Source organism: Nocardioides aromaticivorans (assembly GCF_013408525.1).
GTDB classification, from domain to species: domain Bacteria; phylum Actinomycetota; class Actinomycetes; order Propionibacteriales; family Nocardioidaceae; genus Nocardioides; species Nocardioides aromaticivorans.
The window spans coordinates 4,690,121-4,713,608 of sequence record NZ_JACBZM010000001.1; the positions used below are offsets into that span (position 1 = coordinate 4,690,121).

At 72.0% G+C, this 23,488-nt stretch carries 24 protein-coding genes; 11 read left to right on the forward strand and 13 right to left on the reverse strand.

The window, feature by feature from the left end; translation table 11 throughout:
• Positions 1-23: 23 nt before the first annotated feature.
• Positions 24-1,244: a phosphoserine phosphatase SerB gene (serB, locus tag BJ993_RS22505; protein ID WP_036545848.1), complete on the forward strand. Its 1,221-nt coding sequence runs from the start codon at positions 24-26 to the stop codon at positions 1,242-1,244.
• A gap of 28 nt (positions 1,245-1,272) precedes the next feature.
• On the opposite strand, the gene BJ993_RS22510 is transcribed toward serB, so the two are convergent.
• Complete coding sequence (locus BJ993_RS22510) at positions 1,273-1,782, reverse strand: SixA phosphatase family protein (protein ID WP_179651367.1); 510 nt, start codon at positions 1,780-1,782, stop codon at positions 1,273-1,275.
• A gap of 34 nt (positions 1,783-1,816) precedes the next feature.
• Between BJ993_RS22510 and BJ993_RS22515 the strand changes: the two genes are divergently transcribed.
• Entirely contained in the window at positions 1,817-2,566 is a 750-nt protein-coding gene (locus tag BJ993_RS22515; protein WP_179651369.1) for a YwaF family protein, read from the forward strand.
• On the opposite strand, the gene fabI is transcribed toward BJ993_RS22515, so the two are convergent.
• From fabI to BJ993_RS22530, 3 genes are all read right to left on the reverse strand, one after another.
• Positions 2,495-3,298 carry an enoyl-ACP reductase FabI gene (gene fabI / locus BJ993_RS22520; protein ID WP_036545853.1) on the reverse strand — a complete coding sequence of 268 codons (804 nt, stop codon included), beginning with the start codon at positions 3,296-3,298 and terminating at the stop codon, positions 2,495-2,497. The genes BJ993_RS22515 and fabI overlap by 72 nt on opposite strands.
• 2 nt (positions 3,299-3,300) lie before the next feature.
• Positions 3,301-4,011: a 3-oxoacyl-ACP reductase FabG gene (gene fabG, locus BJ993_RS22525; protein ID WP_179651370.1), complete on the reverse strand. Its 711-nt coding sequence runs from the start codon at positions 4,009-4,011 to the stop codon at positions 3,301-3,303.
• Between the two features lie 106 nt (positions 4,012-4,117).
• On the reverse strand, positions 4,118-4,333 hold the full coding sequence (locus BJ993_RS22530) for a dodecin (protein ID WP_036545859.1): 216 nt from the start codon (positions 4,331-4,333) through the stop codon (positions 4,118-4,120).
• A 41-nt stretch (positions 4,334-4,374) separates the two neighbouring features.
• Between BJ993_RS22530 and BJ993_RS22535 the strand changes: the two genes are divergently transcribed.
• From BJ993_RS22535 to BJ993_RS22545, 3 genes are all read left to right on the forward strand, one after another.
• Complete coding sequence (locus BJ993_RS22535) at positions 4,375-4,701, forward strand: DUF3099 domain-containing protein (RefSeq protein WP_036545861.1); 327 nt, start codon at positions 4,375-4,377, stop codon at positions 4,699-4,701.
• Positions 4,691-4,885 carry a hypothetical protein gene (locus tag BJ993_RS22540; RefSeq protein ID WP_036545864.1) on the forward strand — a complete coding sequence of 65 codons (195 nt, stop codon included), beginning with the start codon at positions 4,691-4,693 and terminating at the stop codon, positions 4,883-4,885. The genes BJ993_RS22535 and BJ993_RS22540 overlap by 11 nt, the downstream gene beginning before the upstream one ends.
• Positions 4,886-5,113: 228 nt before the next feature.
• A complete protein-coding gene (locus BJ993_RS22545; RefSeq protein WP_179651373.1) occupies positions 5,114-6,034 on the forward strand; it encodes a type IV toxin-antitoxin system AbiEi family antitoxin in 921 nt (306 codons plus the stop codon).
• 66 nt (positions 6,035-6,100) lie between these two features.
• Here the strand turns inward: BJ993_RS22545 and moaA are convergent, their stop codons facing one another.
• A complete protein-coding gene (gene moaA / locus BJ993_RS22550) occupies positions 6,101-7,093 on the reverse strand; it encodes a GTP 3',8-cyclase MoaA (RefSeq protein WP_308645678.1) in 993 nt (330 codons plus the stop codon).
• A gap of 55 nt (positions 7,094-7,148) precedes the next feature.
• Between moaA and BJ993_RS22555 the strand changes: the two genes are divergently transcribed.
• Positions 7,149-8,084: an SURF1 family cytochrome oxidase biogenesis protein gene (locus tag BJ993_RS22555; RefSeq protein WP_308645679.1), complete on the forward strand. Its 936-nt coding sequence runs from the start codon at positions 7,149-7,151 to the stop codon at positions 8,082-8,084.
• Here the strand turns inward: BJ993_RS22555 and BJ993_RS22560 are convergent.
• The 3 genes from BJ993_RS22560 to glpK are packed head-to-tail and all read right to left on the reverse strand — an operon-like array spanning position 7,970 to position 12,038.
• A complete protein-coding gene (locus BJ993_RS22560) occupies positions 7,970-8,740 on the reverse strand; it encodes an SDR family oxidoreductase (RefSeq protein ID WP_179651375.1) in 771 nt (256 codons plus the stop codon). The two genes, BJ993_RS22555 and BJ993_RS22560, sit on opposite strands and share 115 nt — an antisense overlap.
• Complete coding sequence (locus BJ993_RS22565; RefSeq protein ID WP_051932294.1) at positions 8,740-10,509, reverse strand: glycerol-3-phosphate dehydrogenase/oxidase; 1,770 nt, start codon at positions 10,507-10,509, stop codon at positions 8,740-8,742. The genes BJ993_RS22560 and BJ993_RS22565 overlap by 1 nt, the downstream gene beginning before the upstream one ends.
• Positions 10,506-12,038 (reverse strand): glycerol kinase GlpK, encoded by a 1,533-nt coding sequence (glpK, locus tag BJ993_RS22570; protein ID WP_036545874.1) that lies wholly within the window; start codon positions 12,036-12,038, stop codon positions 10,506-10,508. Before glpK ends, BJ993_RS22565 begins: the two co-directional genes overlap by 4 nt.
• 116 nt (positions 12,039-12,154) lie before the next feature.
• On the opposite strand from glpK, the gene BJ993_RS22575 reads away from it, so the two are divergent.
• Positions 12,155-12,946 (forward strand): ABC transporter ATP-binding protein, encoded by a 792-nt coding sequence (locus tag BJ993_RS22575; protein ID WP_036546283.1) that lies wholly within the window; start codon positions 12,155-12,157, stop codon positions 12,944-12,946.
• A 1-nt stretch (position 12,947) separates the two neighbouring features.
• Positions 12,948-15,482 carry an ABC transporter permease gene (locus tag BJ993_RS22580; protein WP_179651377.1) on the forward strand — a complete coding sequence of 845 codons (2,535 nt, stop codon included), beginning with the start codon at positions 12,948-12,950 and terminating at the stop codon, positions 15,480-15,482.
• Positions 15,483-15,484: 2 nt separating this feature from the next.
• Here the strand turns inward: BJ993_RS22580 and abc-f are convergent, their stop codons facing one another.
• On the reverse strand, positions 15,485-17,083 hold the full coding sequence (gene abc-f, locus BJ993_RS22585) for a ribosomal protection-like ABC-F family protein (protein ID WP_179651379.1): 1,599 nt from the start codon (positions 17,081-17,083) through the stop codon (positions 15,485-15,487).
• Positions 17,084-17,153: 70 nt separating this feature from the next.
• Here abc-f and ypfJ point away from each other — a divergent pair, with 70 nt between their 5' ends.
• Positions 17,154-18,128: a KPN_02809 family neutral zinc metallopeptidase gene (gene ypfJ, locus BJ993_RS22590; RefSeq protein WP_308645680.1), complete on the forward strand. Its 975-nt coding sequence runs from the start codon at positions 17,154-17,156 to the stop codon at positions 18,126-18,128.
• A 177-nt stretch (positions 18,129-18,305) separates the two neighbouring features.
• On the opposite strand, the gene BJ993_RS22595 is transcribed toward ypfJ, so the two are convergent.
• The 3 genes from BJ993_RS22595 to BJ993_RS22605 are packed head-to-tail and all read right to left on the reverse strand — an operon-like array spanning position 18,306 to position 21,713.
• The gene (locus BJ993_RS22595) at positions 18,306-19,211 is read right to left on the reverse strand and encodes a phosphotransferase (protein ID WP_179651381.1); all 906 of its coding nucleotides are present in this window, start codon (positions 19,209-19,211) and stop codon (positions 18,306-18,308) included.
• 31 nt (positions 19,212-19,242) lie between these two features.
• Entirely contained in the window at positions 19,243-20,802 is a 1,560-nt protein-coding gene (locus BJ993_RS22600; RefSeq protein ID WP_179651383.1) for an ABC transporter permease, read from the reverse strand.
• Positions 20,799-21,713: an ABC transporter ATP-binding protein gene (locus tag BJ993_RS22605; protein WP_308645681.1), complete on the reverse strand. Its 915-nt coding sequence runs from the start codon at positions 21,711-21,713 to the stop codon at positions 20,799-20,801. The genes BJ993_RS22600 and BJ993_RS22605 overlap by 4 nt, the downstream gene beginning before the upstream one ends.
• Positions 21,714-21,818: 105 nt before the next feature.
• On the opposite strand from BJ993_RS22605, the gene BJ993_RS22610 reads away from it, so the two are divergent.
• Complete coding sequence (locus BJ993_RS22610; protein WP_308645682.1) at positions 21,819-22,274, forward strand: GNAT family N-acetyltransferase; 456 nt, start codon at positions 21,819-21,821, stop codon at positions 22,272-22,274.
• Here BJ993_RS22610 and BJ993_RS22615 read toward each other — a convergent pair.
• A complete protein-coding gene (locus BJ993_RS22615; protein ID WP_179651385.1) occupies positions 22,255-22,890 on the reverse strand; it encodes an acVLRF1 family peptidyl-tRNA hydrolase in 636 nt (211 codons plus the stop codon). The two genes, BJ993_RS22610 and BJ993_RS22615, sit on opposite strands and share 20 nt — an antisense overlap.
• Before the next feature lie 52 nt (positions 22,891-22,942).
• On the opposite strand from BJ993_RS22615, the gene BJ993_RS22620 reads away from it, so the two are divergent.
• Positions 22,943-23,440: an SRPBCC family protein gene (locus tag BJ993_RS22620; RefSeq protein ID WP_218864775.1), complete on the forward strand. Its 498-nt coding sequence runs from the start codon at positions 22,943-22,945 to the stop codon at positions 23,438-23,440.
• The last annotated feature ends 48 nt before the right edge of the window (positions 23,441-23,488 follow it).

Genomic DNA, 23,488 nt, shown 5'->3' on the forward strand with positions numbered 1-23,488 from the left:
GGAGCCGATAGCCTGCAGCCGCGATGAGCCCTCACGACGCCCCTGACACGCTGCTGATCACCGTCACCGGAACGGACCGGCCGGGCGTGACGTCCGCGGTCCTCGAGACCCTCTCCCTCTCCGGGGTCTCGGTCGTCGACGTCGAGCAGATCCTGATGCGCGGGCGGCTCGTGCTCGGCGTGCTGGTCACCGCGCCGCGCGACGCCAAGAAGCTGCGCAAGGCCGTCACCGAGACCGTCGAGGCACTCGGCATGAGCGTCGACATCGAGCGCGGCTCCGGCGACAACCGCAGCCGCTCGCGCGACCGCGCCCACGTCACGATCATCGGCGCTCCCCTCAAGGCATCGGCCATGGCGGCGATCGCCGGCCGGATCGCCGACTGCGGCGGCAACATCGACCGCATCGAGCGGATGGCGCGCTACCCCGTGACCGCCATCGAGCTGCACACCTCGGGCGCCGCGCCGGACCGCCTCCGGACCCTGCTCGCCGTCGAGGCGGCCCGCCACGGCATCGACGTCGCCGTCCAGCCGGCCAGCCTCCTGCGCCACGGCGTCCGCCTGATCGTGATGGACGTCGACTCGACGCTCATCCAGGGCGAGGTCATCGAGATGCTCGCCGAGCACGCCGGCTACGGCGCCGAGGTCGCCGACGTCACCGAGCGTGCGATGCGCGGCGAGCTCGACTTCGAGCAGTCGCTGCGCGCCCGGGTCAAGCTGCTCGCGGGACTCGACGCGTCCGTCATCGACGAGGTGTACGACGCCATCGTGGTCAACCCCGGCGCCCGGACGATGGTCCGCACCCTGCGCCGGCTCGGCTACCGGTTCGCCATCGTGTCCGGCGGGTTCAGCCAGATCACCGACCGGCTCGCCGAGGACCTCGGCATCCACCGCGCCCGCGCGAACACGCTCGAGATCGTCGACGGCAGGCTCACCGGCGAGGTCGTCGGCGAGGTGGTGGACCGGGCCGGCAAGGCGCGGGCACTGCGCGAGTTCGCCGCCGACCTCGGCGTCCCCGAGGCGGCCACCATCGCGATCGGCGACGGCGCGAACGACCTCGACATGCTCGACGCCGCGGGCCTCGGCATCGCGTACAACGCGCGCCCGGTCGTGCGCGAGGCGGCCGACACCTCGCTCACCGTGCCCTACCTCGACACGATCATGTACCTCCTCGGGATCAGCCGCGAGGAGATCGAGGCGGCCGACGCCGAGGCCGGGATCGTGACCCCGGCTCCCCCGCTGGCCTGATCCGGGCCCGGCTCGCCTCAGGGCCCGGTCAGGCCCGGGCGACGTGGAAGGCGTCGAGCCGGGCCGCCATGGGCGCCAGGTCCGCCCAGGCGCCGTCGACGGTGAAGATCGCCGCCGTGCTGGTCGGGAAGCTGCCGAGCGCGACGGAGCCGGTCGCGGCACCCTCGCCGTCGTCGAGGAGCTGGACCAGCATCCCCATCGTCGGGTTGTGCCCGACGACCACGACCGTCGCAGCGTCGTCCTTCGTGCCGCGGACCAGGTCGAGGACGCCCTCCTCGTCGGTGCCGTAGAGGTTGCCGTCGTACTCGGGCACGAGGGTCCAGCCGGCTCCGGCGGCGACGACGTCCCAGGTCTCACGGGTGCGGGCGGCGTACGAGACGTAGGCGGCATCGGGGGCCACGCCCTCGGCCGCGAGCCACTCGCCGAGCATCCGGCCCTCGACCCGGCCCCGGTCGGCCAGCACGCGCTCCACGTCGGTGGGCGCGTACGGCTCCGCCTTGGCGTGCCGGATGATGACGAGACGCCGAGAGTTCTGCACGTGCTCACCCTACGACGTGGGCCATGCTGGATCCGTGGACCCGTACGGCACGACACACCTGGTGCCGCTGGGCCTGTTCGTCGTGGGCCTGGCGGTCGCGGTCGTGCTGGGCAGGCGACACGCGGAGGCCGACGGGCCGACCCGGTTCAGCCGCGCCTGGGCGCTCCTCGTGCCGGCGGTGACGATCCCGTTCCAGGTGATCGACCTCGTCGCGAACTTCGACATCGACGTCACGCTGCCGCTGCACCTGTGCGACCTGGCCTGGATCGCCGCGACCTGGGCGCTGTGGACGCACCGTCCGTTCCCGGTGGCGCTGACCTACTTCTGGGGTCTCACGCTAACGATCCAGGGCGTGCTCACGCCCTCGCTCAACGAGGACCTGCCGCACCCGCGGTACTTCGCCTTCTGGGCGCTGCACCTGCTGATCGTGTGGGCGGCGGTGTACCTCGTCGTCGGGCTGCGCCGGGCGCCGCGCTGGCAGGACTACCGTGCCGCCGTCGTCACGACGCTGGCGTGGGCCGTGGCGACGTACACCTTCAACGTGCTGGCCGACACCAACTACGGCTACCTCGTCCGCAAGCCGCGCTCGTCGATCCTCGACCTGCTCGGCCCGTGGCCGTGGTACGTCGTCGAGGAGATCGCGATCGTGGTCACGGCCTGGGCGCTGCTGACCGTCGCCGCCCAGTGGTGGGCGGCGCGTGCGGCAGGACCGTCAGGCACCCATGGCGTGGAAGCCGCCGTCGACGTGGACGATCTCGCCGGTGGTGGCCGGGAACAGGTCTGACAGCAGGGCGCAGACCGCCTTGGCGGTCGGCTCCTGGTCGGTGTTGTCCCAGCCGAGCGGCGACTTCGTGGTCCACATCGACTCGAGGTCCTCGAAGCCGGGGATGGCCTTGGCGGCCAGCGTGCGCAGCGGGCCGGCGGAGACCAGGTTGACCCGGACACCCTCGGAGCCGAGGTCGCGCGCGAGGTAGCGGTTGGTCGACTCGAGGGCCGCCTTGGCGACGCCCATCCAGTCGTAGACCGGCCAGGCGACCGACGCGTCGAAGGTGAGGCCGACGATCGAGCTGCCCGGCTGCAGCAGGGGGCGGCAGGCGACGGCGAGGGACTTCAGGGAGTACGCCGAGACCTCGACGGCCTGCGCGACGTCCTTCCACGGACCCTCGAGGAACTTGCCGCCGAGCAGCGTCTCCGGGTTGCCGTAGGCGATCGAGTGGACGACCCCGTGGAGGACCGCGTCCTCGCCGAGCGCCTCGCGCACCGCGCCCGGGAGGGCGGCGAGGTGCTCGGGGTCGGTGACGTCGAGCTCGATGACCTCGGGCAGCACCGGGAGGCGCTTCACGATCCGGCGGGTGATCCGCAGGGCCTGGCCGAAGTTCGACACGAGGACGGTCGCGCCCTGCTCCTGCGCGAACTTCGCGACCGCGAAGCCGATCGAGGTGTCGAGGGTGACGCCCGCGACGAGGACGTTCTTGCCGGCGAGAATGCCGTTGCTGTTGATGGTGGTCTCCGTCATTGTCAGTGCCCCATTCCGAGTCCGCCGTCGACAGGGATGACCGCGCCGGTGACGTACGACGCCGACGAGCTCGCCAGCCAGAGCACGGCTCCGGCGACCTCCGTCGGGTCGGCGTACCGGCCGAGCGGGACCTGGCTCCGGATGCCTTCCTTCTGCTCGTCGGTGAGCACCGCGGTCATGTCGGTGTCGACGTAACCGGGCGCCACGACGTTCGCGGTGATGGACCGCGGGCCGAGCTCGCGGGCCATCGAGCGGGCCATGCCCACCAGGCCGGCCTTCGAGGCGGCGTAGTTGACCTGGCCGGGCGAGCCGAGCAGGCCGACGACGCTGGAGATGAAGATGATCCGGCCCTTCTTCTGGCGCAGCATGCCCTTGGCGGCACGCTTGGCCAGCCGGAAGGATCCGGTGAGGTTCGTGTCGATCACCGACTGCCAGTCGTCCTCCGACATGCGGAGCAGCAGGGTGTCGGCGGTGATGCCGGCGTTGGCGACGAGCACCTCGACGGGGCCGTGGGCCTCCTCGGCCGCGGCGAAGGCGGCGTCGACGGCAGCGGCGTCGGTGATGTCGGCCTTGAGCTCGAGCGCGCCGTCGGGCGCACCGCCGCTCCGGGTGGTGACGGCGACCTTGTCGCCGTTGGCGAGGAACGCTTCGGCGATGGCGCGGCCGATGCCGCGGTTGCCGCCGGTGACCAGGACGGATCGGGGTTCGTTCACGCTCCTGACGCTACGGGCGTCGGTGCCTGCCGCTCGCCCGCGGCAGGCACCAAGTTCGCCCCGCTCCCTTGTAGGGGTCCTACAAGGGAGCTCGACAGGCGGTTGCCTACTCGTCGTCCTCCAGCCGGAAGCCGATCTTCATCGTGACCTGGAAGTGCTCGACCTGGCCGTCCTTGACCTGGCCACGGACCTGGGTGACCTCGAACCAGTCGAGGTGGCGCAGGGTCTGGCCGGCGCGGTCGACGCCGTTGCGGATGGCCTGGTCGATGCCGTCGGGAGAGGTGCCGACGATCTCGCTGATGCGGTAGGTGCGATTGGACATGCGGATCAGCCTAGTCCTGCGGCCCGGCGTAGGCTGGGGGCATGTCCTCCTCGCGTCACGGCCGCTCGCACGAGCCCGACGCGATCCGGATCACCACGGCGGGCGACAGCCCGGAGGCCGACATCGCCCGGCGGCAGAAGAAGTACGCCATCGCGATGGGCATCCGCACCCTGTGCTTCATCGGCGCAGCCATCACCGGCGCAGCCGGCCTGCACTGGGTCTGGCCCTTCCTCATCCTCGCCTCGCTGTTCCTGCCGTACGTCGCCGTCGTGATGGCCAACGCCAACGACAGCCGCTCCACGGAGCTCCCGCTCACCGGTGGCGGCGACGCGCAGCGCCAGCTCGGACCGGGCGGCCATGGAGACTGAGCCCGACTTCTGCTCGGCCAAGGGCTGCCGGGCCGACGCCGTGTGGCAGCTGCACTGGAACAACCCCAAGCTGCACACCCCCGAGCGCCGCAAGATCTGGTTGGCCTGCGACGACCACCGCGAGTCCCTCGAGCACTTCCTCGGCGCCCGCGGCTTCCTCAAGGACACCCTCCCCCACCCCTGACTTGCCGCTCTGCCGGGTCGAGTTGCCGGTCCGGCGCGGCGAGTTGCCGATCTGGCGCGTCGAGTTGCCGGTCTGCCCGACCGACTCGCCAATCTGCTCCGACGAGTCGGCCCCATGAGTCACTCCATCAGCCACCGCCCGCCCACAGGTCGATCCGTCGCAACGACCATCCACAGCCATGAAGGCACCCCCGTCGCTCACCGACCGGAGTGACGACAGTCGTGCAGCATGGAGATCAACGACTTGCCGGTCGAGCCCTTCCTGATCCGCAATGCAGAAGCGCTCGGGCTCACCCGGCGGCAGGTTCAACTGGCGACGGAGGACGGTCTGCTGGTCCGGGCCGCCAACGGCGTCTACCGACGCTCAGACATCGCCGACACGATCCAGGCACGTGCACTGGTCGTTGCTTGCGCGGTGGCAGCTCACCACGTGGCGGTGGACCGGACCGCAGCTTGGCTCCATGGGGTGGAGATGCTGACCCTCGACGAGCAGGTGCTGCCGCCGCCGATCGAGAGCTGCGCGCTGCGCGGGCGTCGCCCGTCGCGCCGACCGGAACTGGACGGCCGAACGCGCGATCTCGCCCCGGATGACGTCATGGTCGTCGACGGTGTCCGGGTCACCACGCCGCTACGAACCGCTCTTGACCTCGGCTGTCACCTCCGTCAGCGAGAGGCCTTCGCAGCGATGTGTCTTCTGGCCCGAGGGCACGCCTTCAATTCCCGGGACCTCGTCCACGAGCTCCCGAGATTCCGTGGGCGTCGCGGCGTGATCCAGCTGCGCGCCCTCGCACCACTGGTGGATCCGCGCGTCGAGTCGCACCGGGAGGCGTGGACCCTGCTGGAGATCGTCGGCTCGGGCTTGCCGGCCCCGCAACCCCAGTGGTGGGTCGAGATCGACGGTGTTCCGACCTATCGCCTGGACTTCGCCTATCCCCTCGCCCGGGTATGCGTCGAGTACGACGGCTTCGAGCACCATCTGCGAACGCCGGAGCAACGCGAGCACGACGAGAGGCGACGCCGCTGGCTGCACGAGGCGGGGTGGACGGTCATCGTGATCCGCCGCGGTGACTTCGCCGACGGCGCCTCGGCGCGCTGGACCCGTGAGCTGCGAGAGGCCCTCACGCCGTCGTACACGAACCGGCGCTGGTGACAGCTCGCACCGCGGAACCGGCAACTCGCGCCGCCAAAGTGGCAACTCGGCGGAGGAGGGGGAGCGTCAGCCGCCGATGGCGGACATGGGGCGGTCGGGCTGGAGGAAGGTGGGGTCGTCGATGCCGTGACCCGGGAGCTTGCCCCACATGGCAGTGCGCCAGCGCTCGGCGAGCTCGGCGTCGGTGGCACCGGCGCGCAGGGCGAGGCGGAGGTCGGACTCGGAGCGGGCGAAGAGGCAATTGCGGACCTGGCCGTCGGCGGTGAGCCGGACCCGGTCGCAGTCGCCGCAGAACGGGCGGGTCACCGAGGCGATCACGCCGACCGTGGCCGGGCCGCCGTCGACGGTGAACAGCTCGGCGGGAGCGCTCCCCCGCGGCTCGGAGGCGGTCGACAGCGTGAAGGCGGCCGACAGCGAGGCCAGGATCTCGTCGGCGGTGACCATCTCGGCGCGGCTCCACCCGTGCTGGGCGTCGAGCGGCATCTGCTCGATGAAGCGGAGCTGGTAGCCGCGCTCGATGCACCACGCGAGCAGCTCGGGCGCCTGGTCGTCGTTGACGCCACGCAGGAGCACGGCGTTGACCTTGACCGGGCCGAGCCCGGCGGCCTCCGCGGCGGCCAGCCCGGCCACCACGTCGTCGAGGCGATCGCGTCGGGTGATCTCGTGGAAGGAGTCGCGGCGCACCGTGTCGAGGCTGACGTTGACCCGGTTGAGCCCCGCGTCGGCGAGGGCGCCGGCCGTGCGGGCGAGGCCGAGCGCGTTGGTGGTGATCGACATCTCGACGTCGGCGTCGCGCTCGCGCACGCGGCGGACGATGTCGACGAGCCCGCGGCGCACGAGCGGCTCGCCGCCGGTGAACCGGATCTCCTCGACGCCGAGCTCGCCCACGGCGATCCCGATCAGCCGGACGACCTCGTCATCGGTGAGCTGGTCGTCGGTGGGCAGCCAGTCGAGGCCCTCGGCCGGCATGCAGTAGGTGCAGCGCAGGTTGCAACGATCGGTCAGCGAGACCCTCAGGTCCGTCGCCACCCGTCCGTACTGGTCGATCAAGGGCTGCACCCCACCATCCTAGGCCGCCTACTGGTTGGAACCAGGCTGGTCCTACCTTTGTCGGGTGCGATCGTGGCTGGCCTCCTGGCGATTCCTGCTCAGCAGGCGCTGGGTGCTCTTCTTCCTCGCCATCATCGTGGTCGGCTACGGCACGTGGTGGCTCGGCGAGTGGCAGTTCGGCCGGCTCGAGGACCGCAAGGAGCGCAACGCCTATGTCGTCGCCAACGAGAGCCGCGAGCCGATCCCGGTGACCGACGTCCTCGCCCCCGGCAAGGACGTCGCCGAGAGCGACGAGTGGCGGCTGGTCACCGCCACCGGCGTGTACGACGCCGAGGAGACCATCGTCGTGCGCTACCGCACCCGCAAGGGCGCCCCCGGCGTCGAGGTCGTCGTCCCGCTCGTGACCGCCGACGGCACCGCCGTCGTGGTCGACCGGGGCTGGTTCGCCACCGACGACCCCGAGATCGGCGCCGACGAGCTGCCCGCCCCTCCGGAGGGCGAGGTCACCGTCACCGGCTGGGTCCGCGCCGACGGCGAGGGCGACAGCACGGAGATCGTGGGTCACTCGACCCGGGCGATCTCCAGCGAGAGGATCGGCGACGCGATCGACACCCCGGTCCTCACCGGCTTCGTGGCGCTCAAGGCCGAGGACCCGGCCCCGGACGAGGCGCTCGCACCGGTCGAGCTCCCCGAGCTCGGCGAGGGCCCGCACTTCTTCTACGGCCTCCAGTGGTGGTTCTTCGGGGTGCTCGGCGTCGGCGGCTTCGCCTATCTCGCCTGGGACGAGCGCAAGAACGGTCGCCGCGGCGACCGGCGCCCGCAGCGGAAGGCCCGCGGACCGTTCTCCCGGCGCACCGACGACGAGGACGAGGACCGACGCGCGGCTCAGAGCCCGCGCGACATCCCGCCGTCGACCGGCACCATCACCCCGGACAGGAACGACGCGACGGGCGAGAGCAGGAACGCCGCCACCCGGCCGAACTCCTCCGGCCGGCCGTAGCGCCCGAGCGGGATCTGCGCGACGGCGGCTGCCTTCGAGGCCTCCGCGTCGCCGGTCGAGGCGTCCAGCTCGGCCACCCGCTCCGTCGCGATCCGCCCCGGGAGGAGCCCGTTGACGCGGATCCCCCGCGGGCCGAGCTCGTCGGCGAGGTTCTTCGCCACCATCGCCAGCCCGGGCCGGAGGCCGTTCGAGATGGCGAGACCGGCGATCGGCTGGCGCACGCTGGTGGACAGCACGAACGCGATCGAGCCGCCCTCGCCGAGCGCGGCGGCCGTCGTACGGGCCAGCCGGACGGCGCCGAGGAAGACCGAGTCGAAGGCGGCGAGCCACTGCTCGTCGGTCATGTCGGTGACCTTGCCGCCCGGCGGGCCGCCGACGCTGACGAGGACGCCGTCGAGCCGGCCCCAGGCGTCCTTCGCCGCCGCGACGAGCCGGTCGGCGGAGTCCGGCGCCGCGTTGTCGGCGACCACGCCGACGGCGCACCCGGCCCCACCGACGGCTTCCAGCGCGGCGACGGCCGCGTCGACCGACTCCTGTCGTCGCCCGGAGACGACCACTCGCGCGCCGTCGGCGACCAGCGCCTCGGCGGTGGCGTGCCCGAGCCCGCGGGTGGCGCCGGTGAGCAGGTAGACGTGGTCGCGAACCCCGAGGTCCATCAGCTGGTCTCCATCATGTCGTCGTTGTTCTCGAGCTCCTCCGCGATCCGGGACACCGGTACGACGTCCGGGGCGCCCTTCCGCGCGGCGTCGGCCGTGTGGTCGTCGGGCTGGCGCTGGCTCTCGCGCTCGGCCTCGACCCGCTTCAGGTAGTGCTCCAGCTCGCGCTTGGTCTGGTCGACGTCCCACTGGAGGTAGCCGCGGACCAGCTCGGCCACGTGCGGTGCGGCCGCGACGCCGCGGTCGAAGGTCTCGAAGGAGATCCGCATCCGCCGGGTGAGGATGTCGTCGAGGTGGCGGGCACCCTCGTGCGTGACGGCGTACACGGCCTCGGCCTGCAGGTAGTCCTCGGCGCCCGGCAGCGGCTCGGCGAGGTCCGGCTCGGCGGCGATCAGGTCGAGCACCTCCAGCACCAGCGAGCCGTAGCGCTCGAGCAGGTGCTCGATGCGGTTGATCGCGAGGCCGGACTGGGTGGCGAGGGTGCGGCGCTGGTTCCACAGCGCGTGGTAGCCGTCGGCCCCGACCAGTGGGATGTTCTCGGTGACGCACTCCCCCGACTTGCGCCCGAGCACGGTCTCCAGGCCGTGGACCGCCTCGTCGACGGCGTCGGCGGCCATCACCCGGTAGGTCGTGTACTTGCCGCCGGCGACCACGACGAGCCCCGGCACGCTGTGCGCGACCGCGTGCTCGCGCGACAGCTTCGACGTCGCCTCGGACTCACCCGCGAGCAGCGGCCGGAGGCCGGCGAAGACGCCCTCGACGTCGTCGCGGGTCAACGGCACCTCGAGCACGTCGTTGACGTGGGCGAGCAGGTAGTCGATGTCGCTGGAGCTGGCCGCCGGGTGGTCCTTCGAGAGCTCCCAGTCGGTGTCGGTGGTGCCGATGATCCAGTGCCGCTTCCACGGGATCACGAAGAGCACGGACTTCTCCGTGCGCAGGATGAGCCCGGTCTCGCCCCGGATCCGGTCGCGCGGCACGACCAGGTGGATGCCCTTGCTGGCACGCACCTTGAACTGCCCGCGCTCGCGCGCCATCCCCTGCGTCTCGTCGGTCCACACACCGGTGGCGTTGATGACCTGGGAGGCGCGGATGTCGAAGCGGCGCCCGGTCTCCAGGTCGATGACCGACGCGCCGACGACGCGCTCGCTCTCCTTGATCAGGCCGAGGACGCGGGTGCGGGAGGCCACCGCGGCGCCGTACGTCGCGGCCGTGCGGGCCAGGAACATCGTGTGCCGGGCGTCGTCCACCTGGGCGTCGTAGTAGCGGATCGCGCCGACCAGGGCGTCCTTGCGCAGCGACGGGAACACCTTGCGCGCCCCGTGCCGGGTCAGGTGGCGGTGCAGCGGCAGGCCGTCGCCGTACCCGCTGGCCCTGGACATCGCGTCGTACAGCGCGACGCCGCTGCCGGCGTACCAGCGCTCCCAGCCGCGGCCGTTGAGCGGGTAGAGGAAGGGCACCGGGCGCACCAGGTGCGGCGCGAGGCGCTGCATGAGCAGGCCGCGCTCCTTGAGCGCCTCAGCGACGAGGCGGAAGTCCATCATCTCCAGGTAGCGCAGGCCGCCGTGGATCAGCTTGGAGCTGCGGCTCGACGTCCCGGACGCGAAGTCGCGGGCCTCGACGAGCCCGACGGACAGGCCGCGCGTGGCGGCATCGAGGGCGGCGCCGGCACCCACGACTCCCCCGCCGATGACGAGGACGTCGAAGTGCTGGCTGCCGAGCTTCTTCAGCGCTGCCGAGCGGGCGCGCGGGGAAAGTGCTGCGGGCTTCATCGGTCGGTCTCCACATCCACCCAGTCGAGGGTTCGCTGGACTGCCTTCTTCCACTGCGCGTACCCCGCTGTACGCCGGTCCTCGTCCCACTGGGGCTCCCAGCGGGTGTCCTCCTGCCAGTTCTCCCGCAGCTCGTCGGTCGACGACCAGTAGCCGACCGACAGGCCCGCGGCGTACGCCGCTCCGAGCGCGGTCGTCTCCGGCACGACCGGCCGGCTCACCGGTACGCCGAGGACGTCGGCCTGGATCTGCATGCAGAGGCTGTTCATCGTCACGCCGCCGTCGACCTTGAGCACGCCGAGCTCGACGCCCGAGTCGCTGCACATCGCCTCGACGACGTCACGCGACTGGTAGCAGATCGCCTCCAGCGTCGCCCGGGCGACGTGGGCGTTGGTGTTGAAGCGGGAGAGCCCGACGATCGCACCGCGGGCGTCCGAGCGCCAGTAGGGCGCGAACAGGCCCGAGAACGCGGGCACGAAGTAGACCCCGCCGTTGTCCTCGACCTGCCGGGCGAGCGACTCCGACTCCGATGCCCCGCTGATGATGCCGAGCTGGTCGCGCAGCCACTGCACGGCCGAGCCGGTGACCGCGATCGATCCCTCGAGGGCGTAGACGCAGGGCTGGTCACCGAGCTGGTAGGCCGGCGTGGTCAGCAGCCCGGCCTTCGAACGCACGATCTCCGTGCCGGTGTTGAGCAGCATGAAGTTGCCCGTGCCGTAGGTGTTCTTCGCCTCGCCGGGAGCGAAGCAGACCTGTCCGACCGTGGCCGCCTGCTGGTCGCCGAGGATGCCCGTGATCGGGACCTCGCCGCCGAAGGGGCCGCTGCGCAGCGTCGTACCGAAGGGCGTGGTGGCCGAGGACTCCCGGATCTCCGGCAGCATGGCGCGCGGGACGCCGAAGAAGCCCAGCAGCTCGTCGTCCCACTGCAGCGTCTCGAGGTCCATCAGCATCGTGCGGCTGGCGTTGGTCACGTCGGTGACGTGGACTCCTCCGTCCGGCCCGCCGGTGAGGTTCCACAGCACCCAGGTGTCGGGGGTGCCGAACAGTGCGTCACCGCGCTCGGCCGCCTCCCGCGCGCCCGGGACGTTCTCCAGGATCCACTGCAGCTTGCCGCCCGAGAAGTACGTCGCCGGCGGCAGCCCCGCGCGGTGGCGGATCACGTCGCCGCGGCCGTCGCGGTCCAGCGCCGCCGCGATCGCGTCGGTCCGGGTGTCCTGCCACACGATGGCGTTGTGCAGCGGCCGTCCGGTCCGGCGGTCCCAGACGATGGTGGTCTCGCGCTGGTTCGTGATCCCGACCGCCGCCAGGTCCGCCGCGTCGAGGCGCGCCTTGCCCAGCGCGGTCTTCACGACGGCGGAGGTGCGCTCCCAGATCTCGACCGGGTTGTGCTCCACCCAGCCGGCCCGCGGCAGGACCTGCACGTGCTCCAGCTGGTGCCGCGCCACCTCCCTGCCCTGGTGGTCGAACACCATGAACCGGGTGCTGGTGGTGCCCTGGTCGATGGCCCCCACGAACCGCGCCTGCGCCATGCGCACACCCTACGGGCGCCGGGTCACCTCCCGCGCGACCTCCCACGCCATCTCTCGGGGACGACTCGGGGTCAATCCTGATGCCGGGGGTCCGTGGCGACTGGCAGGGTGGTGCCATGAGCGCCGCCCCCACGACCTCTGTCCCCCCGTCCGTCCCTCCGTCCCGCGCCGCGGCCCGGGCCATCGACCTCCGCAAGGTCTACGGCTCGGGCGACTCCGAGGTCCGTGCCCTCGACGGCGTGTCGATCGACCTCGCGGCCGGTGAGTTCACGGCGATCATGGGCCCCTCCGGCTCCGGCAAGTCCACCCTGATGCATTGCCTGGCCGCCCTGGACACCCCCACGTCGGGGCAGGTCGTCATCGGCGACACAGAGCTCTCCCGGCTGCGCGACAAGGCGCTCACGGCGCTGCGCCGCGACGAGATCGGCTTCGTCTTCCAGGCCTTCAACCTGGTCCCCACGCTCTCGGCCCGGGAGAACATCCTGCTCCCGCTCAGCCTCGCCGGGCGCAAGCCCGACCAGCAGTGGTTCGACACGGTCGTCGACACCGTCGGCCTGCGCGACCGGCTCGGCCACCGGCCCGCCGAGATGTCCGGCGGCCAGCAGCAGCGCGTCGCCTGCGCCCGCGCCCTGGTGAGCAAGCCGGAGATCGTCTTCGCCGACGAGCCGACCGGCAACCTCGACAGCACGTCCGGCGCCGAGGTGCTGTCCTTCCTGCGCCGGAGCGTGGACGAGTTCGGCCAGACGATCGTGATGGTCACCCACGACGCCGTCGCGGCGTCGTACTGCGACCGCGTCGTTTTCCTCGCCGACGGCCGGATCGTCGACGAGCTCCGCAAGCCGGAGCGCGAGCAGATTCTCGAGCACATGACCTCCCTGCAGGACGCCGCTGCGCGCGGGAAGGCCTGAGATGCTGCGCCTGACCCTGCGCAACCTCCTCGCCCGCAAGGTCCGGCTCGTGATGAGCGGGCTGGCGATCGTGATCGGCGTGGCCTTCCTGTCCGGCGTGCTGGTCTTCAGCAACGGGCTGTCCACGACCTTCGACGGGATCATCTACGGCTCGACGCCCGACGGAGTCGTCCGCGCACAGGACACCGACGAGTTCAGCGGCGGCGTGTCCGGGCAGTCCGCCCAGGCGATGACGCCGGACACGGTGGAGGCGCTCGCGGCCCTGCCCGAGGTCGCCCGCGCGGACGGTGACATCAACGCCGGCGGCATGAGCCTGCTCGCGAAGGACGGCACGCTCGTCGGTGGCACCGGCGCGCCGACGCTGGCCTTCAACTACCACGACGGCCCCAACATGGCCGGCGACGAAATCCTGCTGCTCAAGGGCGGTCGCTGGCCGCAGGGCAAGGACGAGATCGTCCTCGACGAGGGCGCCGCCGAGGCGGGCGACTACCGGATCGGCGACGAGGTCAAGCTCCTCGCGCCCTTCGGCGTCCTCGAACGCACCGCGACGCTGGTCGGCACGGCCGAGTTCAACGGAGGCGGTACGGCGGGCGCCACCCTCCTGGTCTTCTCGACCGAGGGTGCGCAGGACCTGTTCTTCCAGGGCAAGGACGTCTACAACCGGATCAGCCTCACGGCCGCACCCGGTGTCACCCAGCGCGAGCTCGCCGACGCCGCCTCGACCGTGCTCCCGGACGGCTTCGAGGCAGTCACCGGCGACAAGGTGGCCGAGGAGTCGCAGGACGCCGTCGGCAGCTTCCTCGACGTGATCAAGACCTTCCTGACCGTCTTCGCGATCATCGCCGTCATCGTCGGCGGCTTCATCATCGTCAACACCTTCTCGATCCTGATCGCCCAGCGAACCCGCGAGCTCGCGCTGCTCCGCGCGCTCGGGGCCTCCCGCGGCCAGGTGATGCGCTCCGTTCTCGTCGAGGCCTTCGTGCTGTCGGTCGTGTCGTCGACGCTCGCCATCGGGCTGGGGCTCCTGCTCGCGCGTGCCCTCGCCGCGCTCTTCCGCAGCGTCGGCCTCGACATCTCCGGCGACGCGCTCGACCTGACGTCGAAGGCGACGATCCTCAGCTATGTCGTCGGCATCGGCGTCACCATGGTGGCCGCCTTCCTGCCGAGCTGGCGGGCCGGCAAGGTCGCCCCGGTCGCCGCCATGCGGTCCGACGTCGCGCCCGAGCGCGCATCCCTGCGGCGTCGTACCGTCATCGGGGCGGCGCTCCTCGCCATCGGCGCCGGGTTCGCGGTCGCCGGGCTGGCGCAGTCCAACGCGCTCCTGATCGGAATCGGGGCGGTGCTGTGGATCCTCACCGTCGCCGCCACCAGCTCGATCATCGGCAAGCCGGTCCTGGCGCTGTGCCGCGGCCTGTTCGCCGGCGTCTTCGGGACCACCGGGCGCCTCGCGGGTGAGAACGCGCTGCGCGACCCGCGCCGCACCGGCGCCACCGCGTCGGCACTGATGATCGGGCTCGCCCTCGTCTCCACGATCGGCGTGCTCGCAGCCTCGCTCAACAAGTCCGTCGACGACGTGGTGGACGAGCAGTTCACCGCCGACCTGCTGGTGCAGAGCACGACCTTCCTGCCCTTCTCCACCGAGGTGGGCGACCGGATCGCCCAGGTCGACGGGGTGGGCACGATGAGCCGCCAGCAGTTCACCACGGCGCAGTACGACGGCAAGGCGGCCTACATCACCGGGATCGACCCGGAGTTCGGGTCGATCTACCACCTCGACGTGCTGGACGGTACCGAGCGGATCAGCGGCGACCAGGCCTTCATCGGCACGGACTTCGCCGAGAAGCACCACCTGTCCGTCGGCGACACGTTGCCGCTCGCCTTCCAGGGCGGGAAGAAGCTGACGCCCGAGGTCGTCGGGATCGTCGACGACACCGAGGTGGCGTCCGAGGTCAACGTGCCGCTCGACCAGCTGGCCGAGGTGGGCGTGCTGCGGCAGGACACCTCGATCAGCATCCTGCTGGAGCCGGGCGCCGACTCCAGCACGGTCCGGGACGCCGTCGACGACGCCGCGAAGTCGGTGCCGATCGTCGGCGTCTACGACAAGGAGGAGTTCTCCGACCAGATCCGCGGTCAGGTCAACCAGCTGCTCTACATGATCTACGGGCTGCTGGCGCTGGCGATCGTGATCGCCGTCATCGGCATCGTGAACACCCTCGGCCTCAGCGTCATCGAGCGCACCCGTGAGATCGGCCTGCTGCGGGCCGTCGGCATGAGCCGGGCCAAGCTGCGCCGGATGATCATGCTCGAGTCGGTCACGATCGCGGTGCTCGGCGCGGTGCTCGGCATGGCGCTCGGCCTGCTGATCGGCGTACTGCTGCAACGGGTGCTGAAGGACGACCTGACCAGCCTCGGCCTCCCGGTCGGACAGCTGGTGCTCTTCCTCGTGATCGCGATCGTCGTCGGCGTGCTCGCCGCCGTCATCCCCGCGATCCGCGCCGCCCGGCTCAACGTGCTGGCCGCGATCGCCACGGAATAGGACTACGCCAGCGCGACCAGGTCCGCGTAGTCGGCGCTCCAGAGGTCCTCGACCCCGTCCGGGAGGATGAGCACCCGGTCGGGCTCGAGGGCGTGGACCGCGCCCTCGTCGTGGGTGACCAGCACGATCGCGCCCTCGTAGCGGCGGATCGCGTTGAGCACCTCCTCGCGAGAGGCGGGGTCGAGGTTGTTCGTCGGCTCGTCGAGGAGCAGCACGTTGGCGGCCGACACGACCAGCGACGCCAGCGCGAGCCGGGTCTTCTCGCCACCGGACAGCACGCCCGCCGGCTTGTGGACGTCGTCGCCCGAGAACAGGAAGGAGCCCAGCACCGAGCGGGCCTCGGTGTCGGTCAGCTGCGGCGCCGCCGACTGCATGTTGTCGAGCACCGTCCGCCCGACGTCGAGCGTCTCGTGCTCCTGGGCGTAGTAGCCGACCTTGAGGCCGTGACCGGCCACGACCTCGCCGGTGTCCGGCTTGTCGACGCCCGCGAGGATCCGCAGCATCGTGGTCTTGCCGGCGCCGTTGAGGCCCAGGATGACCACTCGGGAGCCCTTGTCGATGGCCAGGTCGACGGCGGTGAAGATCTCCAGGGCGCCGTACGACTTGGAGAGGTCGTGGGCCGACAGCGGCGTCCGGCCGCAGGCGGCCGGCGTCGGGAACTTGATCGCCGCGACCTTGTCGGACTGCCGCTCGCCCTCGACCCCGTCGAGGAGCTTCTCCGCCCGCTTGAGCATCTGCTGGGCGGCGCTGGCCTTGGTGGCCTTGGCGCGCATCTTGTTGGCCTGGTCGGTGAGCGTCTTGGCCTTGTTCTGCGCGTTCATCAGCTCGCGCTTGCGGCGGGCCTCGTCGGTCTCGCGCTGGGTGAGGTAGTTCTTCCAGCCCATGTTGTAGACGTCGATGACGGCCCGGTTGGCGTCGAGGTGGTAGACCTTGTTGACGGTCTCCTCGAGCAGGGCGTTGTCGTGGGAGATGACGATGAACCCGCCCTTGTACGACTTCATCCAGTCGCGCAGCCACGTGATCGAGTCGGCGTCGAGGTGGTTGGTGGGCTCGTCGAGGATCAGCACCTCGGCGCTGGAGAAGAGGATCCGCGCGAGCTCCACGCGGCGCCGCTGGCCACCGGAGAGCGTGCCGAGCGGCTGCTCCATCAGGCGGTCGGGGATGCCGAGGCTCTGCGCGATCTGGAGCGCCTCCGTCTCGGCGGCGTACCCACCGCCGGCGTCGAGCTCGTCCTGCGCCCGCTGGAACTTGCGGAACGCCTTGTCCCGCTCGTTCGGGTCGTCGGAGGCCATCGCGACCTCGGCGGCCCGCATCCGTCGTACGGCGTCGTCGAGGCCGCGCGCCGAGAGGATCCGGTCGCGGACGATCACCTCGGGGTCGCCCACGCGGGGGTCCTGCGGGAGGTAGCCGAGCTCACCGCTGTTGGTCACCGAGCCGTTGGCAGGCAGGACGTCGCCGGCGAGGACCTTGGTGAGGGTCGTCTTGCCGGCGCCGTTGCGGCCGACGAGGCCGACCTTGTCGCCGGGGCCGACGCGGAAGCTGACGTTCTCCATGAGGAGCCGCGCACCGACGCGGACCTCGAGCTGGTGCGCAGTGATCATGACGGGTCGATTCTCCCACCGCGCCTCTCGCTCCCCCTAAACCGCGCGGTGCTGGCATAGGGTGCTGACCGTGGTGCGATTCAATCCGAAGGCCCGCCTCGACCAATCTCGGGTTCGTGACGCCGGGAGCGGCGGTGGCGGCGGCATGGGGGGCGGCGGACTCGGCGGCGGCGGGATGCGCCTCCCGATCCCGACGGGCAGGGGCGGCATCGGCGGCATCATCCTGCTGGTCGTGCTGTTCGTGGTCGCGCGCTGCGCGGGCATCGACCTCGGGCTCGGCGGCGACGGCGGGACCGGCGGGCTCGGCTCCGTGTACTCCCCCTCGCGGCTCAGCGACGCCCAGGACGGCTCCGACCGCTACGCGAACTGCAAGACCGGCGAGGACGCCAACAAGAGCCAGGACTGCGCCCGGGTCGCGATCGAGAACTCACTGACCGACTACTGGGGGTCCGAGCTGGGTGGCAAGTTCCGTCCCGAGGAGGCGATGGTCACCTTCACCGGGTCCGTGAACACCGGCTGCGGCGCCGCGTCGAGCGACGTCGGCCCGTTCTACTGCCCCTCCGACGAGACGATCTACCTCGACACCACCTTCTTCGACGACGTCCTCGAGGGCCAGCTCGGCGGGCCGGACGGCAGCTTCGTCGAGTTCTACGTGCTGGCGCACGAGTACGGCCACCACATCTCGAACCTGCTCGGCTTCATGACCGAGGCGAGCCGCCGCGGCCAGAACGGCCCGCAGAGCGGCAGCGTCCGCCTCGAGCTGCAGGCCGACTGCTACGCCGGGCTGTGGGCCAACCACGCCGAGTCCACCGAGGACGCCGCCGGTGAGCCGCTCATCGAGGGTCTGACGCAGGAGGACATCGACCAGGCCATCGAGGCCGCCAAGGCCGTCGGCGACGACTACATCCAGAAGCGCAGCGGCGGTCGCGTCGACGAGGAGGCCTGGACCCACGGCTCCTCCGAGCAGCGCAAGAAGTGGTTCATGGTCGGCTACGAGCAGGGCAGCCGCGACGCCTGCGACACGTTCTCCGTCGACCGGGTCTGACCATTCGGGCGAGCGCGTCTCCGGCGCGATGACGGGAGGCAGCAAGCTGCCGTCGCGCCTCCCGCCGCGCTGCCGCCGGGACCCGGAGACGCTGCGGTTTGGTCCCAAACCGCAGAGATCCGGCCCGAGATGTTGTGGTTTGGGACCAAACCGCAACCATTCGACCGGCCCCGCGGGTCACAGCTCGAGCAGCGCCTCCATGTGCCCGAACGTCCGCTGCAGCGTGCGCAGGTGGGGCGCGACGGCCGGATGCCGGTACTTCGCCGCCAGCGCTCCCTCGCCGGTCGCGACCCGCGCCAGCGCCCACTCCGCGCGGCTGAGCGCCGTGTAGACCGCGACCACCCGGGCGCCGAGGACGACGGTGTCACGGTCGGCGGTGGCGGTCGGCAGCCCGAGCAGGTAGGCGTCGAGCAGCGGCTCGAACTCCTCGCGCGACGACAGCGACAGGTAGCCGAGGTCGCCGCCGACCGGGCCGTGGCCGAGGGTGCCCCAGTCGATCGCGAGCGCGTCGTCGCCCTCGCGACCCGGCAGGTTCAGCGGCGTGGGGTCGCCGTGCTGGAGCACCTGCGGCAGTCCGTCGAGGAGGGTCAGCATCAGCTCGCGGCGGGTCCACAGGTGCTCGGCGATGTCGGCGACGGTGGTCCGGGCGAGGGTCGGCCAGCCGCCGCGCCGCGCCACCCGGTCGAGGCGGTTGCGCATCAGGTCGTTCGCCAGGAAGGTCGGGTGCCCGAGCGCGGCGCCGGCGAAGCGGCCGACGGAGAGGGCCAGGAAGAGCCCGCTCGACGCGGCGTCCTCCACCCAGTCGCGGGTGATCGTGATGCCGTCGTCGTCCTCCTCGACGGAGGCACCGGCGGCGCGCAGCCCCGGCGTGCCCGCCGTGAGGCCGGTCTCGAGCACGTCGGCCTCCCGACGCCAGTACGCCACGTGGCCGCGCTCGGAGAGGATGCCGGGGTCGCCGGGCTCGGGCCTGCCGAGACGCTTGACCACGACCGGTCGGCCGCCGAGGGCCGTGCGCCACACACCGACGGTGGACGTCCCGGATCCTCCCGGGAGCGCCACCCAGTCGGGCTCGGGCTGCCACATGGGGCCGAAACTAGTGGATGCGGTGCCCCATCTAGTGGATGTCACGCTCGCGGAAGCGCCACCACGCCACGACGAGGAGTCCCGCGGCGACCGCGCTCAGTGCCGTGGCGCTCCCCCAGCTCCACGGTTCGGAGGGCACCGCCGGCACGTGTGCGTACGGCGACAGGTCGGTCACCCACGCCGGGAGCTGGAGCAGGTCGCCCATCAGCGCGAGCACCATGAACGCGGCCGGCCACACCCACGCGAGCACTGCCCACCGGGTTCCCCAGGCGAGGGAGAGGACGGCGAGCGCCCCGACCACCCACGCGGCCGGCACCCACGCGAGGGCCGCCACGAGCAGGTTGCCGATCCCGGGACCGTCGGCGGCGACGTACCCGATCCAGAGGCCGAGGCCGGTGACCGCGAGGAGCAGTGCGGTGCCCACGAGCGCGAGGAGCAGCGAGGCACCGAACCAGGGCGCGCGGCTGGTGCCGGTGGCGAGGACCAGCTCGGCCCGGCCGTCGGTCTCGTCGCGGGCGGTGTGCGCGACGACGGTCGCGGCGAAGTAGGTCAGCACGACGGCGACCACCGACAGGATCGCCGCGACGAGCTCGCCGCCGAGCTCGTCGATGATCGACTGGGCGGTCTCGGAGTCCAGCAGGTCGCCGATCCCCGGCGCGATCATCCCGAAGACGACCCCCATGACGCCGGCCGCCAGCGTCCACAGCACGAGCGTCGTGCCGCTGGTGCGGACCGCCAGCGCGAAGGCGTCGGCCAGCCGGGGTGAGCCCGTCGCCGGTCCCGGGCGGGCGGCGAGCAGGCCGGAGCCGAGGTCGCGGCGCGCCCGGAGCGCGACCGCGACCGCACCGAGGACGAGCGCCAGGACGGGGTACGCCGCGAGCAGCCACCAGCGGGTGTCGCCGTACGCGCCGACCTGGGTGTTCCACCCGAGCGGCGAGAGCCAGCTCAGCCACTGCGGGCCGGTGTCGCCGGCGGCCCGGAGGACGAAGGCCACGCCGATCACGCCGGCCGCGAAGCCCGCGCAGGTGCGCGCGCCGGCGGAGAGCTGCGCGGTGACAGCGCCGATCCCGGCGGCGACCAGGCCGGTGCCGGCCCAGAGCCCTCCGAACGCCACCGAGCCCGTCGCGGAGAGACCGCTCAGGGTGTTGCCGACCGCAGTCAGCGCGCCGAGGGCGACGGCGAGCAGCAGCGCCTCGACGGCCACCGCCGCGAGCGGCGCGTTGCGTCCGACGGCCGTGCCGCCGACGAGCTCGGTCCGGCTGCTCTCCTCCTCCACCCGGGTGTGCCGGCGGACGACCACGACGAACAGCACGGCGACGAAGACGGCGTACAGGACGGTCATCTTGGTCATGGCGAGCTCACCCTCGCTCGTCACGTCCAGCACGGGGCCGTAGAGCGCGACGATGGCGGGGCTGGCGTTGAGGGCCTCTGCGGCGTGGACCCGGGCGGCCTGGTCGGCGTACAGGCTGGGCGTCGCGGCGGCCGAGGCGACGCTCATCATGACCAGCACGGCGATCCAGACCCCGGCAGGAACGCGGTCGCGACGCAGGGCCAGGCGCAGCAGCAGCCGCCAGCCCGCGGTCGTGCTCATCGCCCGGCGCCGGCGCGGTCGCGGTAGGCGTCGAGGAAGAGCTCCTCGAGGCTCGGCGGGCTGCTGGTCAGGCTGGTGATGCCGGCAGCCGTGAGCTCGGCAAGGACGCCGGGCAGCGCGTCGGCGTCGACGGTGCAGGAGAGCTGGGCGCCGTCCACCGTGACGTCGTGGACGCCGGGCCGCCCCGACAGGTCGGGTACGGCGCCGGAGAGTCCCGCCACCAGCCGGGTCCGCTGCAGGTGCCGCAGCGAGGCCAGGGTGCCGGTCTCCACCACCCGGCCCTCGCGGATGATCGTCACCCGGTCGGCCAGGCGCTCGACCTCGCTGAGGATGTGGCTGGAGAGCAGAACGGTGGCGCCGCGGGCGGTCTGCTCGGCCACGCAGTCGTTGAACACCTGCTCCATGAGCGGATCGAGGCCCGAGGTGGGCTCGTCGAGGATCAACAGGTCCGGGTCGGTGGCGAAGGCCGCCACGAGCGCCACCTTCTGGCGGTTGCCCTTGGAGTAGGCGCGCCCGCGCTTGGTCGGGTCGAGCCCGAACCGCTCGACCAGCTCGTCGCGGCGCGACGTGCGCGGGTCGGCGCCGCGCATCCGGATCAGCAGGTCGAGCGTCTCGCCGCCGCTGAGGTTCGGCCAGAGGCTGACGTCGCCGGGCACGTAGGCGAGGCGCCGGTGCAGCGACGCCGCGTCGCCCCACGGGTCGCCGCCGAGCAGCCGCACGTCCCCGGAGTCCCTGCGCAGGAGGCCGAGCAGCACCCGGATCGTCGTGGACTTCCCGGCCCCGTTCGGGCCCAGGAAGCCGTGCACCTCCCCCGGCGCCACCGACAGGTCCAGCTCGTCGAGGGCGCGGAAGCTGCCGAAGGTCTTCACCAGGTCGCGGATCTCGATGACGGGCGTCGTGCTGTCGTCCACGTCCCGAGGCTAGACCTCGAATCCTTCCGCAGGGGCCCGCGCCGACGGGGTGGGGACGAAGGACCCGGCGCCGTGGTGACCTCCGCCCCGCGGCAGGATGGCCCCGTGCAGATCCAGGTCGACGACCCCCGCCGTCCCGACGTGCTGGCGCTCCTCGAGGAGCACCTCGCCGACATGTACGCCACCTCGCCGCCCGAGAGCGTGCACGCCCTCGACCCCGACGCGCTGACGGTCCCGTCGATCACCTTCTGGACCGCGCGGGACGGCGACACCCTGCTCGGCTGCGTCGCCCTGAAGGCGATCTCGGGCGAGCACGCCGAGATCAAGTCGATGCGCACCGCCACGGCGGCCCGCCGCCGGGGCGTGGCCGGCCTGCTGCTGGACCACGTCCTGGCCGAGGCCCGCGAGCGCGGGCACGCGCGGATCAGCCTGGAGACCGGCGCGGAGGACTACTTCGTCGCGGCCCGGACCCTCTACTCCACCCGAGGCTTCCGCGAGTGCGGGCCGTTCGAGGGCTACGCGCCCGACCCCAACAGCGTGTTCATGACCCTGGAGCTCTGACACCCGGACCGGCGGCGTTCTCCACGTCGACCACCAGCGACTCCGCGTCCCGGACGACCTGCTCCAGCACCGCCCGCCGCGGATCGGGTACGGCGAACCACGGGCCCACCACGCGCACCGACCCCAGCCTCCGGTCGGCCAGCACCTCGGCGACCGCGGCCCGGTCGCCGCCGGCGACGACCACCTCGACGCCCTCCAGCACCCGGACGGCGTGGTCGGCCGCTGCCTCGAACGCCTCGCGCGCCTGGTTCGCCCGGCGGCGCGCGAACCGCTGCTGCGACTGGCCTCCGGCCTTCGTGCGGCCCTGGACGTGGCGCTGGCCCGTCTTCGATGCGACCACCGTGCCCCGCTCGATGCGGGCCGCCGCGAAGCCGCCCTTGCGCACGAGCAGGACTCCCCAGCCGGCTGGCGCGGCGACCGCATCGGCGAAGGCAGCGGGATCGGGCGGTCCGTCGTACCCGGTGGAGAAGGGGAGGTGGGCCACGAACCGCGACCCGTCGGGAGCGCTCCCCCGCAGACCGCCGGCAGCGACCTCGATCGTCGCGGGTCCGTGGGACGCCTCGAAGTTGGCGAGCCACCGGGGCCAGCGGGCGACTGGGACGAGGACCTCGGGCACGCGCCGACGGTACCGGCAGTCCGTTCACGAGAACGTGTTCTAGTCTGCTGCCATGGCCCGGATGCACCCCTGCGAGCGCGTCGGGATCGACTTCGTCGAGACCGCTCCCCACCGCTACGCCAACAGCGTCGAGCTCGCCGTCACGCCGGAGCAGCTCTTCGAGGTGCTGGCCGACGCCGACGCCTGGCCGCGCTGGGCGAGCGTCATCACGAAGGTGGTCTGGACCACCCCGGAGCCGCGCGGCACGGGAACGCGCCGGACGGTCACCATGCGCGGCGGGCTCGTGGGCGACGAGGAGTTCCTCGCGTGGGAGCCACCGAGGATGATGTCCTTCCGGTTCAACGAGGCGTCCACGCGCACCGTCAAGGCCTTCGCCGAGCGGTACGACGTCGTCGCGACCCCGACCGGCTGCCGGCTCACCTGGACCCTCGCCCTCGACGTCCGCGGACCCTCGCGCCTCGGCATGCCGCTGGGCAAGCCGGTCATGAACGCCGTCTTCCGGCGCTTCCTGAGGAACCTCCGGACCTACACCGACGAGCGCTTCGCCTGAGCCCGGGCCGGGCAGTCCTCGATCCGACGGTCCCCGTTCCGCCCACGC

Coding starts and splice junctions, on each gene's coding strand:
- serB (WP_036545848.1), top strand. CDS start 24: ATGAGCCCTCACGACGCCCCTGACACGCTGCTGATCACCGTCACCGGA.
- fabI (WP_036545853.1), bottom strand. CDS start 3,298: ATGACGGAGACCACCATCAACAGCAACGGCATTCTCGCCGGCAAGAAC.
- BJ993_RS22530 (WP_036545859.1), bottom strand. CDS start 4,333: ATGTCCAATCGCACCTACCGCATCAGCGAGATCGTCGGCACCTCTCCC.
- BJ993_RS22535 (WP_036545861.1), top strand. CDS start 4,375: ATGTCCTCCTCGCGTCACGGCCGCTCGCACGAGCCCGACGCGATCCGG.
- BJ993_RS22540 (WP_036545864.1), top strand. CDS start 4,691: ATGGAGACTGAGCCCGACTTCTGCTCGGCCAAGGGCTGCCGGGCCGAC.
- BJ993_RS22545 (WP_179651373.1), top strand. CDS start 5,114: ATGGAGATCAACGACTTGCCGGTCGAGCCCTTCCTGATCCGCAATGCA.
- BJ993_RS22560 (WP_179651375.1), bottom strand. CDS start 8,740: ATGGACCTCGGGGTTCGCGACCACGTCTACCTGCTCACCGGCGCCACC.
- BJ993_RS22565 (WP_051932294.1), bottom strand. CDS start 10,509: ATGAAGCCCGCAGCACTTTCCCCGCGCGCCCGCTCGGCAGCGCTGAAG.
- glpK (WP_036545874.1), bottom strand. CDS start 12,038: ATGGCGCAGGCGCGGTTCGTGGGGGCCATCGACCAGGGCACCACCAGC.
- BJ993_RS22575 (WP_036546283.1), top strand. CDS start 12,155: ATGAGCGCCGCCCCCACGACCTCTGTCCCCCCGTCCGTCCCTCCGTCC.
- BJ993_RS22580 (WP_179651377.1), top strand. CDS start 12,948: ATGCTGCGCCTGACCCTGCGCAACCTCCTCGCCCGCAAGGTCCGGCTC.
- abc-f (WP_179651379.1), bottom strand. CDS start 17,083: ATGATCACTGCGCACCAGCTCGAGGTCCGCGTCGGTGCGCGGCTCCTC.
- BJ993_RS22595 (WP_179651381.1), bottom strand. CDS start 19,211: ATGTGGCAGCCCGAGCCCGACTGGGTGGCGCTCCCGGGAGGATCCGGG.
- BJ993_RS22600 (WP_179651383.1), bottom strand. CDS start 20,802: ATGAGCACGACCGCGGGCTGGCGGCTGCTGCTGCGCCTGGCCCTGCGT.
- BJ993_RS22620 (WP_218864775.1), top strand. CDS start 22,943: ATGGCCCGGATGCACCCCTGCGAGCGCGTCGGGATCGACTTCGTCGAG.